Genomic DNA, 16,026 nt, shown 5'->3' with positions numbered 1-16,026 from the left:
GACGAGACGATGAAGACGCTGCTTTTGACGCTTTGCCTGTCGCTCGCTCCCTTTTCCGCGCCGCATGCCGAAACCCTGCATTTCGTGACGGAGGAATACGCCCCCTTCAATTATTCCAGGGACGGCAGGATCACCGGCATCGCGGTCGAGCAGGTCGAAGCGATGGCGAAGGCGGCCGGCATCGACTACACGATCGAGATCATGCCCTGGGCCCGCGCCTTCGCCCTGGCCGAGAAACAGCCCATGAACTGCGTCTTCACGACCGGCTACAACCGAGAGCGCGCCGCTCGCTTCGCCTGGGTCAATCCACTCCTGAAGGACGAGATGGTGCTGCTGAAGCGCAAGGACGGCAGCAAGGGACCGGCAAGCCTGCGCGAGGCGCTCGCCATGAAGGTCGGCTCGCAGCGCGGCGACTTCGCCGTGGAGGCGCTTGAACAGCTCGGTTTCAAGGAGATCGACCTTGCCGCCGATATCGACATTTCGATGCGCAAGCTGCTCTCCGGCCGCATCGACCTGCTGCCGACGTCGATCAAGACCTACGAGAACCTGGTCAACCAGGGCCAGCCCGTCGAAAAGGCCATGCTGATGGCCGGCCAGGTCTACGGCATCGCCTGCCACAAGGACACGCCGCCCGACCTCATCGAGCGGCTGCAGGCGGCGCTCGACGCGCTCATCGTCGACGGCGGACAGGACCGCATCTTCACCGCCTACGGCCTGCCGCCGAACACGCGCACGGCCGACAACGGCACGAAGAAATAAGCGCGGACGGTTGACTTCCAGCCGCTTTCGCGGTGGTGAAGGCCGAAGAGATCCTTTTGGCGGACCAATCCATGCAGATCATCGCGGGGCTCGGCAATCCGGGCGCAAAATATGCGGGCAACCGCCACAATATCGGCTTCATGGCGCTGGACGCGATCCATCGCAAGAACCCGTTCTCACCCTGGTCGAAGAAGTTCAAGGCGGAAATCGCCGAGGGCGAGCTTGCCGGGGAGAAGGTGCTGCTCGTCAAGCCGCAGACCTTCATGAACCTTTCGGGCGAATCCGTCGGCGAGGCGATGCGTTTCTACAAGCTCGCCCCGAAGGACATCGTCGCGATCTACGACGAACTGGACCTCGCGCCCGGCAAGGCGCGCATCAAGGTCGCCGGCGGCCATGGCGGGCACAACGGCATCAGGTCGCTCGACGCCCATTGCGGCAAGGACTACCGGCGCCTGCGCCTCGGCATCGGCCACCCCGGCGTCAAGGAACTCGTCACCCACCATGTGCTCGGCGATTTCGCCAAGACCGACCACACCTGGCTCGATCCGCTGCTCGACGAACTCGCGCTCAATGCGGACATGCTGGTGCGGGGAGAGGATTCGCAGCTGATGAACAAGCTGGCGCTCGCCACCGGCGGCAAGCCGGAGGCGCAAAAGGCGCCCGCGCAGAAACCGGTCGGCCAGTCCCATATCCGCCAGGCGCGCAACCACGCCCAGCCGAAGATCCTACCCACGACCGGGCCGATGGCGGAGATGCTGAAGAAGCTGCTCGGCAACAAGGGCGAATAGAGCATTTCCAGCCGAAGCGAAGTCGCTTCGGCGTCGGACACTGCGGCTCTAGTCAGAGCCAGCGCAACGTTTCGATGCGGTAGACGAAAAGCTCCCACAACCAGGCGAGCCCGGTATCGAGGCCCTTGGCGACAAGGCCCGAGGCACCGTCGGAGAAGAGCATGACGGCGAGGCCGGCAAGGCCGCAGCCGACGGTCGCGTTCCGGAAATTCCGCCAGGAATCGAGCCTGTAGTAGCCGGCATCGTCATATTCGGTGCCGAAAATCCGGTCGTTCCAGTCGTAGCCGTCGCTGATCATGAGATCGAGCATCGGCCTGTCCGACAACCGGTCCGGAAAGACGTTGAAGACCGCGCGGCAGACATGCCCGATCGCCCCGAGGACGAGGCAGAGCACGAAGGCGACGGCATAGTGCCAGGTGGCGGCTTCTTCGACCATGCCGCCAGCCTAAACAGCAGCGGCTAATATCGGGTGAAGGTCTACTCCTCCGGCTCCGTCTGGAAGAGCAGCGGAAAGCCCGCCTCCCTGGCGAGGTCCGTCGCCTCCTTCGCCTTGGTCTCGGCAATGTCGCGCGCGCAGACGACGACCACACAGGTGCCCATCTTGTGCGCGGTCATCATGACGCGGTAGCTCGTCTCCTCCGCCATGCGGAACACCGCCTTCAGCACCAGCACGACGAATTCGCGCGGCGTATAGTCGTCGTTGACCAGAAGCACCTTGTAGAGCTTCGGCCGTTCGAGCTTCGGCTTGGTGGTGGTTTTGGGTTCAAGGGTCGTGTCACCATTGCTCATGGGAAGCTCCTCGTGAATTGGCTTCGAGCGGTGTAAGGCCCATTGTGCACCGCAGGAGAGGCGACTTCAAGGCCCCGCGGGGCCGAAGCCCTTGACCCTGCCCCCGCCATCCCCCATAGCGAGGGCAACGATTTTCTTGAGACGAACGGACCACCTCCATGGGCTTCAAATGCGGTATCGTCGGCCTGCCGAATGTCGGCAAGTCGACCCTCTTCAACGCGCTGACCAAGACGGCGGCCGCCCAGGCGGCAAACTATCCCTTCTGCACCATCGAGCCGAACACCGGCGAGGTGGCGGTTCCCGATCCCCGCATGAAGGCGCTTGCCGCCATCGCCGGCTCCAAGGAGATCATCCCGACGCGCATCTCCTTCGTCGACATCGCCGGCCTCGTGCGCGGCGCATCGAAGGGCGAAGGCCTCGGCAACAAGTTCCTCGCCAACATCCGCGAAGTCGATGCCGTCGTGCATGTGCTGCGCTGCTTCGAGGACGACGACATCACCCATGTCGAGGGCCGCATCAACCCGGTGGGCGACGCCGACACGATCGAGACCGAACTGATGCTCGCCGACCTGGAAAGCCTGGAGCGCCGCGTCGAGCAGACGCGCAAGCGCGCCACCGGCAAGGACAAGGAGTCCCTGGCGCAGCTTCCGATCATGGAAGCCGTGGTGAAGCTGCTCAACGAGGGCAAGCCGGCCCGCCTGCTCCTGAAGACGCTGGCGCCGGAAGAGATCGAGGTGCTGAAGGGCCTCAACCTCCTCACCTCGCACCCGGTCCTCTACGTCTGCAACGTCGCCGAGGCCGATGCCTCGACCGGCAACGCGCATACCGAGGCCGTGGCCGCCATGGCGAAGGAACAGGGCGCCGAATGCGTCATCATCTCGGCGGCGATCGAATCGGAAGTCGCGCAGCTTCCGGAGGAGGAAGCGGCCGAATTCCTCTCGGCGCTCGGCCTCGAGGAAGCGGGCCTCGACCGGCTCATCCGCGCCGGCTACCACCTGCTCGACCTCATCACCTATTTCACCGTCGGCCCCAAGGAAACGCGCGCGTGGACGATCGTGCGCGGCACCAAGGCCCCGCAGGCCGCCGGCGTCATCCACACGGATTTCGAACGCGGCTTCATCCGCGCCTTCACCATCGCCTATGACGACTACATCGCCTACAAGGGCGAGGTCGGGGCCAAGGAAGCCGGCAAGGGCCGCGACGAAGGCAAGGAATACGTGGTCGAGGACGGCGACGTCATCCATTTCCGCTTCAACACGTAAGAGACAATGACGGACGCGCGACTGGCCTTCGAGGACTTCACGCCCGGCCGCCGCTTCGCCTTTGCGCAGCGGACGCTGACGGCAGACGAGATCGTCGCCTTCGCGCAGGAGTTCGATCCCCAGCCGATGCATCTCGACGAGGCGGCCGGCCGCGCCAGCATCCTCGGCGGGCTCGCCGCCTCCGGCTGGCACACCAGCGCGGTCATGATGCGCATGCTCTACGAGGCCTATATCGCCGGCTCGACCTCGGAAGGCTCGCCCGGCGTGGACGTCATGGAATGGAAGCGCCCGGTGCTCGCCGGCGACACGCTGGGGGGCCATTGCGAGGTGCTGGAGGCGCGCGTTTCGCGTTCCCGGCCGGAGATCGGCATTGTGCGGATACGGGCCATGGTGACGAACCAGCGCGGCGAAACCGTCGCGCTCTGTGAATTCACCCACATGATGCGCCTTGCCGAAAAGGGAGCCGACCATGCGCATGGCTGAGCTCTACGCCTTCGGCGAGGCCGTCGAGATCGGCAGCCTCACCTTCACGGCGGAGGACATTATCCGCTTCGCGAAGGATTTCGACCCGCAGCCCTTCCATCTCGACGCGGAACTCGCCCGGCACGCCCTCTTCGGCGGCCTGTGCGCCTCTGGCTGGCATTCCGCCGCCGGCTGGATGAAATGCTTCGTGTCGTTCTGGACGGGCGAATACAGGCGGCTTGCGGGTGAAGGCATCGCCCCGCCGAACCTCGGCCCCTCGCCGGGCTTCACGAACCTGCGCTGGCTGAAACCGGTCTTCGCCGACGACACGATCACCTATTCGGTGACGCTGACGGCCTCGCGCGAACTCGCCTCACGGCCGGGCCGGCTGATCAATACGATCCTGTGCGCGGGGACGAACCAGAACGGCGAGCCGGTCATCCGGTTCGAGAGCACGGTTCTGGAATTCGTCTGAAGGCTCAAGCGCCAATCCGCATTGTCGGGGTGCCGCCGCCACAGATGATAGGTCGCGGGCGGCCGCCCTCAATGCCCGTCGAACGCCACCAGCGTGCGAACTTCCACGCCCAACGCCTCTAGCTTCTTCCGCCCGCCAAGCTCCGGCAGGTCGATGACGAAGCAGGCCGCCACGATATCCGCGCCGATCTGGCGCAGCAGCTTCACCGCCGCCTCCGCCGTGCCGCCGGTTGCGATCAGGTCGTCGACGAGGATGACCTTCTCGCCTGGCCTGATGGCGTCCTTGTGCATCTCCATCTCGTCGACGCCGTATTCCAGGCTGTAGGCGATGCGCACCGTCTCGTGCGGCAGCTTGCCCTTCTTGCGGATGGGCACGAAGCCGGTCGACAGCTGATGCGCCATGGCGCCGCCGAGGATGAAGCCACGCGCCTCGATGCCGGCGACCTTGGCGATGCCGATGCCCGCATAGGGATGCACCAGCTCGTCCACGGCGCGGCGGAAGGCGCGCGGATTGCCGAGCAGCGTGGTGATGTCGCGGAACATGACGCCGGGCTTGGGATAGTCCGGGATGTTGCGGATCGCGGCGACGAGTTCGTTTTCGAGTGTAGACATGAAAATTCCGGCTGCGGAGGGTTTTCCCGTTTATTGCAGGTGCGGCATCCCCCCACAACAAAAAAGGCGGCCCGAAGGCCGCCTTTCGACAGAGCGACAGGGCCGCTCAGTGTTCCTTGTTGGCGTAGACCGATTTCTTCGTCAGGTAGATCAGGCCGGTGAAGATCACCAGGAAGACCATGACCATGAAGCCGGTGCGCTTGCGCTCTTCCAGATGCGGCTCGGCGGCCCACATCAGGAAGGCGGCGACGTCGTGCGCATACTGGTCGACCGTCTGCGGCGCGCCGTCGTCATAGGTGATCTGGTCGTCGGAGATCGGCGGCGCCATGGCGAGCGCCGCGGCATTCGCGAAGTACGGATTGTAGTGCGTGCCTTCCGCGACTTCGATATGCGCCGGCGGCTCTTCGTCATACCCCGTCAGCAGCGAGTAGATATAGTCCGGCCCGCCTTCCTGGTACTGGGTGAAGATGTCGAAGACGAACTGCGGGAAGCCGCGGGTGATGCCGCGCGCCTTGGCGATCAGCGAGAAGTCCGGCGGAGCCGCGCCGTTGTTCGAGGCGGCGGCCGCCTCGTGGTTGGCGTAGGGCGACGGGAAGTAGTCGGACGGAACGGCCTTGCGGGTGAACATGTCACCGTCGCTGTTCGGACCGTCCTGCACTTCGTAGTTCGCCGCGAAAGCCTTCACCTGGGCTTCCGAGTAGCCGAGGCCTTCCAGCGTGCGGAAGGAGACGAGGCTCATCGAATGGCAGGCAGAACAGACTTCGGTATAGACCTTCAGGCCGCGCTGGAGCTGGCCCTTGTCATACTTGCCGAACGGGCCGGCGAACGACCAGTCCTGCTGCTTGGGCTTGTGGATCGGGTAGTGGGGCGTGGCGTGCTCCGCCTCCGCACCGCCGGCAGCGGCATGGTCTTCCTGCGCCGTGGCGAGGGAGACGCCGAGACCGGCGACGAGTGCGAGCGACAGAATGCCTGCAACAAGCTTTTTCATTGTCATGGTTCCTTTCGTCGCTCGCTATCAGGCCTTGACCGCCTTGGCGTTCTTCTTTTCCAGAACCGCTTCCGTGATCGAATTCGGAATGCGCTTCGGGGTCTCGATCAGGCCGAGAACCGGCATGAGCACGAGGAAGAAGCCAAAGTAGTAGAGGGTGCCGAGCTGCGAGAGGATGACGTAAATGCCTTCCGCCGGCATGGCCCCGAGCCAGCCGAGCAGGATGGCATTGGCGACGAACAGCCAGAAGAACAGCTTGTACCAGGGGCGGTAGACGGCCGAGCGAACCTTGGACGTGTCGAGCCAGGGCAGGAAGAACAGCACGATGATCGCGCCGAACATCACGAGGACGCCGCCAAGCTTGGAGTCGATCGGGCCGACATTGAAGGTGATGGCGCGCAGCATCGCGTAGAACGGCAGGTAGTACCATTCCGGAACGATGTGGGCAGGCGTCTTCAGCGGATCGGCCGGAATGTAGTTGTCCGGGTGGCCGAGGTAATTCGGCATGTAGAAGATGAACCAGGCGAAGACGATCAGGAAGACCGATACGCCGAGCGCGTCCTTCAGCGTGGCATAGGGCGTGAAGGCGACCGTGTCGGTCTTGGACTTCACCTCGACGCCGGTCGGGTTGGTCTGGCCGGTGACGTGCAGCGCCCAGACGTGCAGGACGACGACGCCGGCGATCATGAAGGGCAGGAGGTAGTGCAGCGCGAAGAAGCGGTTCAGCGTCGGGTTGTCGACCGCAAAGCCGCCGAGCAGGAACTGCTGGATCCATTCGCCGACCCACGGGAAGGCCGAGAAGAAGCCGGTGATGACGGTCGCGCCCCAGAAGGACATCTGGCCCCAGGGCAGAACGTAGCCCATGAAGCCCGTCGCCATCATCAGGAGGTAGATGACAACGCCGAGGATCCAGAGGATTTCGCGCGGCGCCTTGTAGGAGCCGTAGTAGAGGCCGCGGGCGATGTGGAGATAGACCGCGATGAAGAAGAAGGACGCGCCGTTGGCGTGCATGTAGCGCAGGAGCCAGCCGTGGTTCACGTCGCGCATGATCTTCTCGACCGAGTTGAACGCGACGGAGGTTTCGGCGGCGTAGTGCATGGCCAGCACGATGCCGGTCAGGATCTGCACGATCAGCATCACCGACAGCATGGCGCCGAAGGTGTAGGCATAGTTCAGGTTGCGTGGAACCGGGTAGGACACGAAGCTGTCATGGATCATGCGCGGCAGAGGCAGGCGCGAATCGACCCATTTTTCGATGCCAGTCGTCGGCTGGTAGGTGGAATGTTCAGCACTCATTATCAGGTGTCCCCTCAACCGATCTTGATGACTGTGTCGGATACGAACGAGAAGGTCGGCACGGGCAGGTTCTCGGGGGCCGGACCCTTACGAATACGACCGGCGGTATCGTAGTGAGAACCATGGCAGGGACAGAACCACCCGCCGAAATCGCCGGCCTGGCCGAGCGGAACACAGCCCAGATGCGTACAGGAGCCGATCATGACGATCCAGTTCTCCTTGCCCTCGCCGGCGGAGCGGTCGAGGTCCGTCGCCTGCGCGTCGGATGCGATATTGGCGTTGCGCGCGACCGGATCCTTAAGGTCGGCAAGCTGGACGGCCTTGGCCTCTTCGACTTCCTGGTCCGTGCGGTTGCGGATGAAGACCGGCTTGCCGCGCCACTTGGCGGTCAGCGACATGCCGGGCGTCAGGCTGGAGACATCGACCTCGATGGAGGCGAGCGCCAGCGTGGACGCATCCGGACGCATCTGGTCGATGAACGGCCAGGCAACCGCAACGCCGCCCACGACGCCCGCCATACCGGTGGTCAGGTAAAGAAAATCGCGGCGAGTGGGCTCGCCATGGGATTCGCTTGTTGTCTCGTGTTCGCTCACGGCTAAACCATCCTCTCACGCAAAGTCTGCGGAAACCGCAACGCCCCTTTGGAAACCGGCAATATCCGGACACAATGCGGCCATAGATTCCCCGTCAATCCGGCGCGTTCTATGCTTGATCGCAAATTATGTCCAGCCTTGGCAAGGGGAGGTGGGCACATTGTCGCGGGAAAAACGGGGCATCTTGACAAGGCACAGGCATCGCCTTGAACATCCAGCGGTTCCGGGCTTGGAAAGCGTGTGAGAAACGACGCTTTGCGGCGCTATTGCGCCGCTTCCTCATGACCGAGGAAGCCGCCGGACTGGCGCGTCCAGAGATCCGCATAGAGACCGCCGCGGGCAACGAGTTCCGCATGGCTCCCCTCCTCCACGATATGGCCGCGGTCCATGACGATCAGCCGGTCGAGCGCGGCGATGGTGGACAGGCGATGGGCGATGGCGAGCACGGTCTTGCCGCGCATCAGCCGCTCGAGGTTCGACTGGATCGCCGCCTCGACCTCCGAATCGAGCGCCGACGTCGCCTCGTCGAGCACGAGGATCGGCGCGTCCTTCAGCATGACGCGGGCAATGGCGATGCGCTGGCGCTGGCCGCCCGACAGCTTGACGCCGCGCTCGCCGACATGGGCGTCATAGCCCGTGCGGCCGCGCTGGTCCTCCAGCGAGAGGATGAAGTCGTGCGCCTCGGCCTTCCGCGCCGCCTCGATCATCTCGGCCTCGCTGGCATCGGGATCGCCGAAGAGGATGTTGTCGCGGATCGAGCGGTGCAGGAGCGCGGTGTCCTGGCTGACCATGCCGATATTGGCGCGCAGGCTCTCCTGCGTCACCGCCGCGATATCCTCGCCCCCAACGAGGATGCGCCCGCCTTCCAGATCGTAGAAGCGCAGCAGGAGGTTGACCAGCGTCGACTTGCCGGCGCCGGACCTGCCGACGATGCCGACCTTCTCGCCCGGCCGGATCGCCAGCGTCAGGTCGTCGATGACGCCGGACTGTCGGCCATAGTGGAAGCGGATGGCCTCGAAACGGATTTCCGGGCGCACCACCTTCATGTCCGCCGCATCCGGCTTGTCGACGAGGCCGATCGGCTGGGAAATGAGATCGGCCGAATTCTGGATCGTGCCGATGTTGCGCATGATGCTGTTGAGCTGCGTCATCAGCCGGTTGAGCAGGAAATTCAGCCGCAGCACCAGCGCCATGGTGAAGGCGACGGCGCCGGAACTGGCGACGCCGCCGAGCCAGAGATGGATGGAGAGTATCGCCATGGCGACGATCATCAGGCCGGAGACGAAGGCCATGGAGGCGCGCACCCCCGTCAGGAAGCGCGTGAAATCGAGCGTGGTCTTCTGGAAGATGTCGAAGCCGCTGCGCATGTAGCGGTCGTTCGCCTCGTCGCGGCCGAACAGCTTCAGGGTCTGGATGTTGGAATAGGCGTCGACCATGCGGCCGCTGAGCATCGAGGCCGCCTCGGCGGTCTGGCGCGAATGTTCGCGGATGCGCGGCACGAAATAGCGCGCGAGCACGGAGAAGACCACGAGCCACACGCCGAGCACGGCCGCGAGCCGCCAGTCGAGCTGGCCCAGGAGAACCAGCGTCGAGGCGGTGTAGATCGTCACGAACCAGACGCTCTCCATGAAGGAGGTGATGACGTCGCCGGTCGCCTGCCCCGCCGACCAGACCTTCGTGACGATGCGGCCGGAAAAGTCGTTCTGGAAAAAGGAGAGAGACTGGCGCGCGACATGCACATAGGACTGCCAGCGCACCAGATTGTAGAAGCCGGGCGTGATGACCTGCTGGTCGACCAGCGCCGTGAAGAACGTCACGACGAAGCGCACGAGGCCGATGAGACCGAGCATCAGCAGAAGCTCCGGCCCGTGGGCCGCCATGAGCCCGCTCCAGCCGTCTGCGGGCTTCACCGTCGCCAGGATATCGACGAGCCGCCCGACGAACCAGAAGGTCGCCGCCTCGATGCCCGCCGTGATGCCGCCGAGCACCAGCATCGCGGCGAACGGCCCCTTGGCCTGACCGACATAGAACCAGACGAACGCGGGCAGTCCCTGCGGCGGGCGAAGATCGTCGCGCCGCGCGAAGGGCTGGATCCAGTTCTCGAACCAGGAGAAAAGCGAGCGGAAGATCATGCCCCCGATATAGGCGGTTTTTGACGAGTGACAAATTAAAGATTGGAAAGGTGGTCCCTCTCGGAACGGCCGGACGCTATCCTTCCAGGATGCGCGCGATATCCCGGCGTCCATGGAGAATGCGGACTATCGCCACTTCATCCGGCGAGACCAGATAGTAGATTTTCAGATCATCGAAACCATCTATGGGCCAGGTCCTCAAACCAGCAAGCCGGCGATTTTTGACCGAGCGCGGCGCCCCCGCCTGCGGCGTATGGGAAATGTGATCGATGGCGGCGCGCGCGGCTGCAAGGAATCGATCGGCCACAAGGCTCTGCCCGATTTCGACGAAATAGTCGATCTGCCGGAGAATATCGGCGCGGGCCGATGGAAGGACGACCGTCTTCAACGCGCGTTGCTTTTGCGTGAACGTGCGGCGAGCAGTTGGGCAGCCTCCGCTTTCAAGTCCGTCCAAAAGGCATCATCGGGCACATCTCCCTTGCCGGAGGCGAGCCCTTCAAGCAGCAGGGCCTCAAGCCGGGCCTCGTTTTCCTTTTCCTGCGCATCGCGCAGGAGGCCGCGAAAATACTCGCTGACATTGCCGTAGCCCTTCGTCTCGATCTGGCTTTCGACGAAAGATTTCAGGGTATCCGGCAGGGAAATCGTGATGGTCGCCATGGGATGCTCCTTGTTCATTGCCATAGAATAGCACAGCACCTCAAAGAATCCCAATAGATAAGAACAGATATGAAGGCACCCCTTCTGCTGGAAAGGGGTGCCTTCCGCCCGGCTATTCCGCCGCCACTTCCGCCTCGGCGTCGTCGGCGATGAAGCCGCCGGACTGGCGGGTCCACAGGTCGGCATAAATGCCGCCCCTGGCGACGAGTTCGGCATGGGTGCCGGTCTCGTGGAGACGGCCCTTGTCGAGGACGACGAGGCGGTCCATCTCGGTCAGCGTCGAGAGGCGGTGGGCGATGGCGATCACCGTCTTGCCCTGCATCAGGGCAAAGAGGTTTTCCTGGATCGCCGCCTCGACCTCGGAATCGAGCGCCGAGGTCGCCTCGTCCAGCACCAGGATCGGCGCGTCCTTCAGGAAGACGCGGGCGATCGCGATGCGCTGGCGCTGGCCGCCCGACAGTTTCACGCCGCGCTCGCCGACCTGGGCATGGAGGCCCGTGCGTCCCTGCTGGTCGGTAAGGCCCTCGATGAAGTCCCAGGCATTGGCGCGCCTGGCCGCCTCGATGATCTCCGCGTCGCTCGCATCCGGCTTGCCATAGGCGATGTTCTCGCGGATCGAGCGGTGCAGCAGGGACGTGTCCTGCGTGACGACGCCGATCTGCGAGCGCAGGCTGTCCTGCGTCACCGTGGCGACGTCCCTGCCGTCGATGGTGATCCTGCCGGATTCAAGGTCGTAGAAGCGCAGCAGCACGTTCATCAGCGTCGTCTTGCCGGCGCCGGAGCGACCGACGAGGCCGACCTTCTCCCCTGCCTCGATCGACAGCGACAGATCCTCGATCACGCCCTTGTTCTTGCCGTAGTGGAAGCGGACATGATCGAAGTCGATCGCGCCCCTTGCGGCCGGCAGGGCCGGCGCCTGCGGCGCATCCTGGATGTCGTGCGGCCGGGTCATCATGCCCATGCCGTCATAGACCGTTCCGATGTTTTCGAAGAGCGCGGTCACTTCCCACATCACCCATTGCGACATGCCGTTGATGCGCATGGCAAGGCCGATGGCCACCGCGACGGCGCCGACCGAGACGTCGCCCGCCATCCAGAAATAGATGCCGATGGCCGCCGTGAAGAACATCGTGATGACGTTGTTGACGTCGATCAAGATGTTGAACAGCGTGATCAGGCGCATCTGCTTGTGGACGGTGACGAGGAACTCGTTCATGCCTTCGCGGGCATAGCTCTCCTCGCGCCCGGCATGCGAGAACAGTTTTACCGTCGCGATGTTGGTGTAGCTGTCGACGATCCGGCCCGTCATCATCGAGCGCGCGTCGGCCTGCTCGCGGGAGATCACCATGAGCTTCGGCACGAAGTAGCGCAGGATGCCGAGATAGACGACGAACCACACGAGCAGCGGCACGACGAGGCGCAGGTCCGCCGAGGCGATGACCGCGATCATCGAGACGAAGTAGCTCACCACGTAGATGAAGACGTCGATGATCTTCATCACCGTCTCGCGCACGGCAAGCGACGTCTGCATGACCTTGGTCGAGACTCGGCCGGCGAACTCGTTGGAGAAGAAGGTCATGCTCTGGCGGATGAGGTAGCGATGCATCTGCCAGCGGGCGATCATCGGGAAATTGCCCGCGAGCGCCTGGTGCATGGTCATCGTGTGCAGCGCGCCGAAGCCCGGAATGACGAGCAGCAGCAGCGCCGCCATCCAGACGAGCGTACCGCCCTCACGGGCAAGGAACGTGTTCGGATCGCTGTTGGACAGCCAGTCGATGATGTTGCCGAGGAACTGGAACAGCACGACTTCGGCAATGCCGAGCACCATGGAGCACAGGCCGAGCAACGCCAGCCAGGGCGCGGCCGGTCGCGTATAGTGCCAGAGGAAGGCGAAAAGGCCTTTCGGAGGCAGCGAGGGCGCCTCGGAAGGATAGGGATTCAAACGTCTTTCGAACCAGCCGAACATGGCTTTCTCCGTAATGGAAAGACGGAACCGGCGCGGACGACGCAGAAGGGGCGCGGTCTGGAACGGGGTTCCGGCAGGATTGCCGTGGGGTGGCGATAAGCGTCACACGGCGACGTAAAATGAAAAGGCGATTGGGAATCTGGTGGCGAAGCGCCTACGCGAGAAGAGGCGTAAATCCAGCCGGGAGGCGCGGTCGATACGTGGTATCCATGATGATCCTCCCTTTCTCGCGTTGAAGATGCGCCTTGGTAGCCCGAAACGGCACAATTTGCCAGCCACTTCGTCGCGATTCCGCCTTTCCGGCCAATTCTGTTGCCCCGCCGCCACATCCGCGACGGAGCGCCCGCCTTGCATCTTTTCGCGCCTCCGCCCGCAAAACCGCATCGCGCTCCGGCCGGAATTGCTGTAGGCGAAGCCGCATGTCCGCGCTCCGCATCGCCCTCTATCAGCCCGATATCGCCGGCAACACCGGGACGATCCTGCGTTTTGCCGCCTGCCTCGGTCTTTCCGTCGACATCATCGAGCCGGCCGGCTTCGACCTGTCCGACCGCAGCCTGAAACGGGCTGGCATGGATTACCTCGCCGCCGTGACGCTGACGCGCCATGTCACCTGGGAGCGCTATGAGGAATGGCGCAAGGAAAGCGGCCGGCGCCTCGTGCTCGCCTCCACCAAGGCCGCCGAACGCTATACGGATTTCGCCTACCGGCCGACGGATATCCTGCTTTTCGGCCGCGAAAGCGCCGGCGTGCCGGACCATGTGCATGACAGGGCAGACGGCCGGGTGCTCATTCCCATGCTTGAGGGACAACGCTCCATCAATGTCGCGCTTTCCGCCGCAATGATCTGCGGCGAGGCGCTGCGCCAGACGGGGTTTGCCTGACAGCACACGTTTCCGCTCCCTTTCGAACCGCAAAAGCGCCCCGCCCCTAGCCATCGCCCGGCCACAACCAGCGCAGGGCGAAGGCCACGATGCCGAAGGCCAGCACGACGGCGCCGACAAGGGCGTAGGCGCCGTCATATCCCGATGCGGCGATCAGCGGCTGCGAGACGAGGGGCGAGAGGAACTGGCCGGCAAAGATGCTGGACACCAGCAGGCCCGAAACGCGGCCGCGCCGGGCCGGCGGGGCGAGCAGCATCGCGGCGGCCGCGAAATTCGGCATGATCGTGCCCATGCAGACACCGGAGACGGCCATGGCCGCAAGCACGCCCGCATAGCTTTCCGCAGCCGAGAGCAGCAGGAACGACAGGCCGGCCGAGACGAAGCCGAGGCCGAAGACCCCCATGATGCCGGCGATGCGCCGGAAGGGCGCGAAGGCGAGCGCGCTCACCACGCCGACGAGCTGTCCCGCGCCGATCGCCGTGCCGGCAAGGCTCGGCGCGGCGAAGCCGAGCGATTCGAGGTAGAAGGGAAGCTGCGTCGGGATCATGTAGAAGGCGATCATGTTGACCGCGGCGGCGAGGAAAAGCAGAACGAGCAAGGCGGTGGCGCGCCCGCCGAGCCGGTCTGCGACTGTGGCAGGACCGGCCGGCCGCGCCCCGCGCGGCTCCGGCAGGAAGGCGAGCGCCGCCGGCACCAGCAGGATCGCCACCGTGTAGATGAGGAACGGCCCGCGCCAGTGGACTTCCGCAAGGAAACCGCCGCCGGTCAGGAAAAGCGTGCCGCCGACACCGACGAAGGCCTGCTGCAGGCCCATGTAGCGATCGCGCGCCGGCCCTTGAAAGAAATCGCCGACCAGCGCCGTCGTCGCCGTCATGATGCCGCCGACCGCAAGGCCCAGCACGGCGCGCCCGACCAGGAGGCCGGGCAGCGTATCGAGGACGAGGCCGGAGGCGCCTGCAATGGCGAACAGCGCGAGCGAGGCCGTCAGCAGCGGCTTGCGACCGAAACGATCGACCAGGAAACCGGCCGCCGGGGAGAACAGCGCGATGAAAACCGCAGGCAGCGTCAGCACCAGCCGGCTGAGCAGCGCGACATTCTCCACATCGGCAAAGCGCGCCGCGATGCCCGGCAGCGACGCGGAAATCGTCGCGCCGGACATGATGGTGAGCGTGCTGATGAAGAGCAGCGTCGCGTTGCGCCGGAATTCCGCCGGAGAGCGGGCGACTTCCGCTGTCGCATAGTGCTCCGGCTTCATGCCGCGACCTCGTCATAGCGGGTCGCGATGCGCGCCGCCTTCAGCGCGTTCGCCCACCAGGTCAGGCGCTTCATCAGGACGGCGAGCTGGCCGGTGAGCTGGCCCGGACGGAAGGGGTTGCCGACCGGGTCGAAATGCGTCCAGGCATGGGCAAGGCTCACCGTCTCGCGGATCGCCACCGCATGCAACTCGGCAAAGACCAGCCGCAACTGCTCGACGGCGCGCAGGCCGCCGGAAACGCCGCCATAGGCGACGAAGGCGATCGGCTTGGCATGCCACGGCCGGAAACAGCAGTCGATGATCGCCTTCAGCGCGGCCGGATAGGCATGGTTGTATTCCGGCGTGACGATCAGGAAGGCATCCGCCTGCGAGATCCGGCTCTCGACCAGCGCCGCCGAGGCCTCGTCGAGGCCGCCGGGCGTGAAGGTCAGCTCCATCGGGTCGATGCGCACGATGTTGAACTGGCCGAAGCCGGCGAGTTCCGGCTCCAGCCATGCCGCGATCGTATCGGCAAAGCGCCCTTCGCGGCCGCTGCCATAGATGAGGGCGATCGTCAGTCTGTCAGTCATGCGTGGGCTCCGTCTTGGAAATGCGGGGAGCCGCTGGTATAAAACCTCAACTTAAGTTGAGGTCAACAGCCATGACGGAAAAATGTCCGAAGACCGGCATGCCCCGGGAACTCAGCGTCGGCGAGGTCGCCGAGCGCAGCGGCATCGCGGTCTCCACCCTGCACTTCTACGAGACGAAGGGGCTGATCCACAGTCAGCGCAACCGCGGCAACCAGCGGCGCTATCCGCGCAGCATCCTGCGCCGCGTGGCGGTGATCAAGGTGGCGCAGCGCACCGGCATTCCGCTTTCGGAGATCGCCGACGCCCTGTCGGTCCTGCCGCACGACCGGCCGGTGACAAGTCTCGACTGGCGCAAGCTCTCGGAGATCTGGCACCGCCAGCTCGACGAGCGCATCGCCCGCCTGACGAAGCTGCGCGACCAGCTCGACGGCTGCATCGGCTGCGGCTGCCTGTCGATGCAGCAATGCCCGCTGCGCAATCCGCTGGACGAACTGGCCGCGGAGGGGCCGGGCCCGAGGCTGCTCGAGCCCTGACCTTCCTGAC

General features: G+C 64.6%; 19 protein-coding genes. 7 read left to right on the top strand and 12 right to left on the bottom strand.

Annotated features, from left to right (window positions below; genetic code table 11):
- Nucleotides 1–9: 9 nt before the first annotated feature.
- Together AB3G45_RS11990 and pth are read left to right on the top strand one after the other, a co-directional pair.
- The gene (locus AB3G45_RS11990; RefSeq protein WP_367830771.1) at nucleotides 10–759 is read left to right on the top strand and encodes a substrate-binding periplasmic protein; all 750 of its coding nucleotides are present in this window, start codon (nucleotides 10–12) and stop codon (nucleotides 757–759) included.
- Between the two features lie 71 nt (nucleotides 760–830).
- Nucleotides 831–1,547 (top strand): aminoacyl-tRNA hydrolase, encoded by a 717-nt coding sequence (pth, locus tag AB3G45_RS11985; RefSeq protein WP_367830770.1) that lies wholly within the window; start codon nucleotides 831–833, stop codon nucleotides 1,545–1,547.
- Nucleotides 1,548–1,599: 52 nt separating this feature from the next.
- Here pth and AB3G45_RS11980 read toward each other — a convergent pair whose 3' ends face one another.
- Both AB3G45_RS11980 and clpS read right to left on the bottom strand, forming a co-directional pair.
- Nucleotides 1,600–1,983: a hypothetical protein gene (locus AB3G45_RS11980; protein ID WP_367830769.1), complete on the bottom strand. Its 384-nt coding sequence runs from the start codon at nucleotides 1,981–1,983 to the stop codon at nucleotides 1,600–1,602.
- 41 nt (nucleotides 1,984–2,024) lie between these two features.
- Nucleotides 2,025–2,336, bottom strand: a complete 312-nt coding sequence (gene clpS, locus AB3G45_RS11975) for an ATP-dependent Clp protease adapter ClpS (protein WP_367830768.1) — start codon at nucleotides 2,334–2,336, stop codon at nucleotides 2,025–2,027.
- 158 nt (nucleotides 2,337–2,494) lie between these two features.
- Here clpS and ychF point away from each other — a divergent pair, with 158 nt between their 5' ends.
- The 3 genes from ychF to AB3G45_RS11960 are packed head-to-tail and all read left to right on the top strand — an operon-like array spanning nucleotide 2,495 to nucleotide 4,535.
- Nucleotides 2,495–3,598 (top strand): redox-regulated ATPase YchF, encoded by a 1,104-nt coding sequence (gene ychF, locus AB3G45_RS11970; protein ID WP_367830767.1) that lies wholly within the window; start codon nucleotides 2,495–2,497, stop codon nucleotides 3,596–3,598.
- A gap of 6 nt (nucleotides 3,599–3,604) precedes the next feature.
- Nucleotides 3,605–4,081 (top strand): MaoC family dehydratase, encoded by a 477-nt coding sequence (locus AB3G45_RS11965; RefSeq protein WP_367830766.1) that lies wholly within the window; start codon nucleotides 3,605–3,607, stop codon nucleotides 4,079–4,081.
- The gene (locus AB3G45_RS11960; RefSeq protein WP_367830765.1) at nucleotides 4,068–4,535 is read left to right on the top strand and encodes a MaoC family dehydratase; all 468 of its coding nucleotides are present in this window, start codon (nucleotides 4,068–4,070) and stop codon (nucleotides 4,533–4,535) included. The genes AB3G45_RS11965 and AB3G45_RS11960 overlap by 14 nt, the downstream gene beginning before the upstream one ends.
- Before the next feature lie 68 nt (nucleotides 4,536–4,603).
- Here the strand turns inward: AB3G45_RS11960 and AB3G45_RS11955 are convergent, their stop codons facing one another.
- From AB3G45_RS11955 to AB3G45_RS11920, 8 genes are all read right to left on the bottom strand, one after another.
- Nucleotides 4,604–5,146 (bottom strand): adenine phosphoribosyltransferase, encoded by a 543-nt coding sequence (locus tag AB3G45_RS11955; RefSeq protein ID WP_367830764.1) that lies wholly within the window; start codon nucleotides 5,144–5,146, stop codon nucleotides 4,604–4,606.
- A 106-nt stretch (nucleotides 5,147–5,252) separates the two neighbouring features.
- Nucleotides 5,253–6,134: a cytochrome c1 gene (locus tag AB3G45_RS11950; protein ID WP_367830763.1), complete on the bottom strand. Its 882-nt coding sequence runs from the start codon at nucleotides 6,132–6,134 to the stop codon at nucleotides 5,253–5,255.
- A gap of 27 nt (nucleotides 6,135–6,161) precedes the next feature.
- Complete coding sequence (locus AB3G45_RS11945; protein WP_367830762.1) at nucleotides 6,162–7,430, bottom strand: cytochrome bc complex cytochrome b subunit; 1,269 nt, start codon at nucleotides 7,428–7,430, stop codon at nucleotides 6,162–6,164.
- A gap of 14 nt (nucleotides 7,431–7,444) precedes the next feature.
- Entirely contained in the window at nucleotides 7,445–8,023 is a 579-nt protein-coding gene (gene petA / locus AB3G45_RS11940; protein WP_367830761.1) for a ubiquinol-cytochrome c reductase iron-sulfur subunit, read from the bottom strand.
- Between the two features lie 263 nt (nucleotides 8,024–8,286).
- Nucleotides 8,287–10,155, bottom strand: coding sequence for an ABC transporter ATP-binding protein (locus tag AB3G45_RS11935; RefSeq protein WP_367830760.1), 1,869 nt, complete (start codon nucleotides 10,153–10,155; stop codon nucleotides 8,287–8,289).
- A gap of 76 nt (nucleotides 10,156–10,231) precedes the next feature.
- Nucleotides 10,232–10,543 carry a type II toxin-antitoxin system RelE/ParE family toxin gene (locus tag AB3G45_RS11930; RefSeq protein WP_367830759.1) on the bottom strand — a complete coding sequence of 104 codons (312 nt, stop codon included), beginning with the start codon at nucleotides 10,541–10,543 and terminating at the stop codon, nucleotides 10,232–10,234.
- A complete protein-coding gene (locus AB3G45_RS11925; protein WP_367830758.1) occupies nucleotides 10,540–10,812 on the bottom strand; it encodes a type II toxin-antitoxin system ParD family antitoxin in 273 nt (90 codons plus the stop codon). The genes AB3G45_RS11930 and AB3G45_RS11925 overlap by 4 nt, the downstream gene beginning before the upstream one ends.
- Before the next feature lie 112 nt (nucleotides 10,813–10,924).
- Nucleotides 10,925–12,778: an ABC transporter ATP-binding protein gene (locus AB3G45_RS11920; protein ID WP_367830757.1), complete on the bottom strand. Its 1,854-nt coding sequence runs from the start codon at nucleotides 12,776–12,778 to the stop codon at nucleotides 10,925–10,927.
- A 419-nt stretch (nucleotides 12,779–13,197) separates the two neighbouring features.
- On the opposite strand from AB3G45_RS11920, the gene AB3G45_RS11915 reads away from it, so the two are divergent.
- Entirely contained in the window at nucleotides 13,198–13,659 is a 462-nt protein-coding gene (locus AB3G45_RS11915; protein ID WP_367830756.1) for a tRNA (cytidine(34)-2'-O)-methyltransferase, read from the top strand.
- Between the two features lie 46 nt (nucleotides 13,660–13,705).
- Here the strand turns inward: AB3G45_RS11915 and AB3G45_RS11910 are convergent, their stop codons facing one another.
- Nucleotides 13,706–14,914: an MFS transporter gene (locus tag AB3G45_RS11910; RefSeq protein ID WP_367830755.1), complete on the bottom strand. Its 1,209-nt coding sequence runs from the start codon at nucleotides 14,912–14,914 to the stop codon at nucleotides 13,706–13,708.
- Entirely contained in the window at nucleotides 14,911–15,483 is a 573-nt protein-coding gene (locus tag AB3G45_RS11905) for an NADPH-dependent FMN reductase (RefSeq protein ID WP_367830754.1), read from the bottom strand. Before AB3G45_RS11905 ends, AB3G45_RS11910 begins: the two co-directional genes overlap by 4 nt.
- A 98-nt stretch (nucleotides 15,484–15,581) precedes the next feature.
- Between AB3G45_RS11905 and soxR the strand changes: the two genes are divergently transcribed.
- Nucleotides 15,582–16,016 carry a redox-sensitive transcriptional activator SoxR gene (gene soxR, locus AB3G45_RS11900; RefSeq protein WP_367830753.1) on the top strand — a complete coding sequence of 145 codons (435 nt, stop codon included), beginning with the start codon at nucleotides 15,582–15,584 and terminating at the stop codon, nucleotides 16,014–16,016.
- Nucleotides 16,017–16,026: the final 10 nt, after the last annotated feature.

This window comes from Shinella sp. S4-D37 (genome assembly GCF_040812195.1).
GTDB lineage: Bacteria > Pseudomonadota > Alphaproteobacteria > Rhizobiales > Rhizobiaceae > Shinella.
Note: the sequence above shows the minus strand (reverse complement) of the source record. Positions and strands in the feature narration are given on the sequence as shown.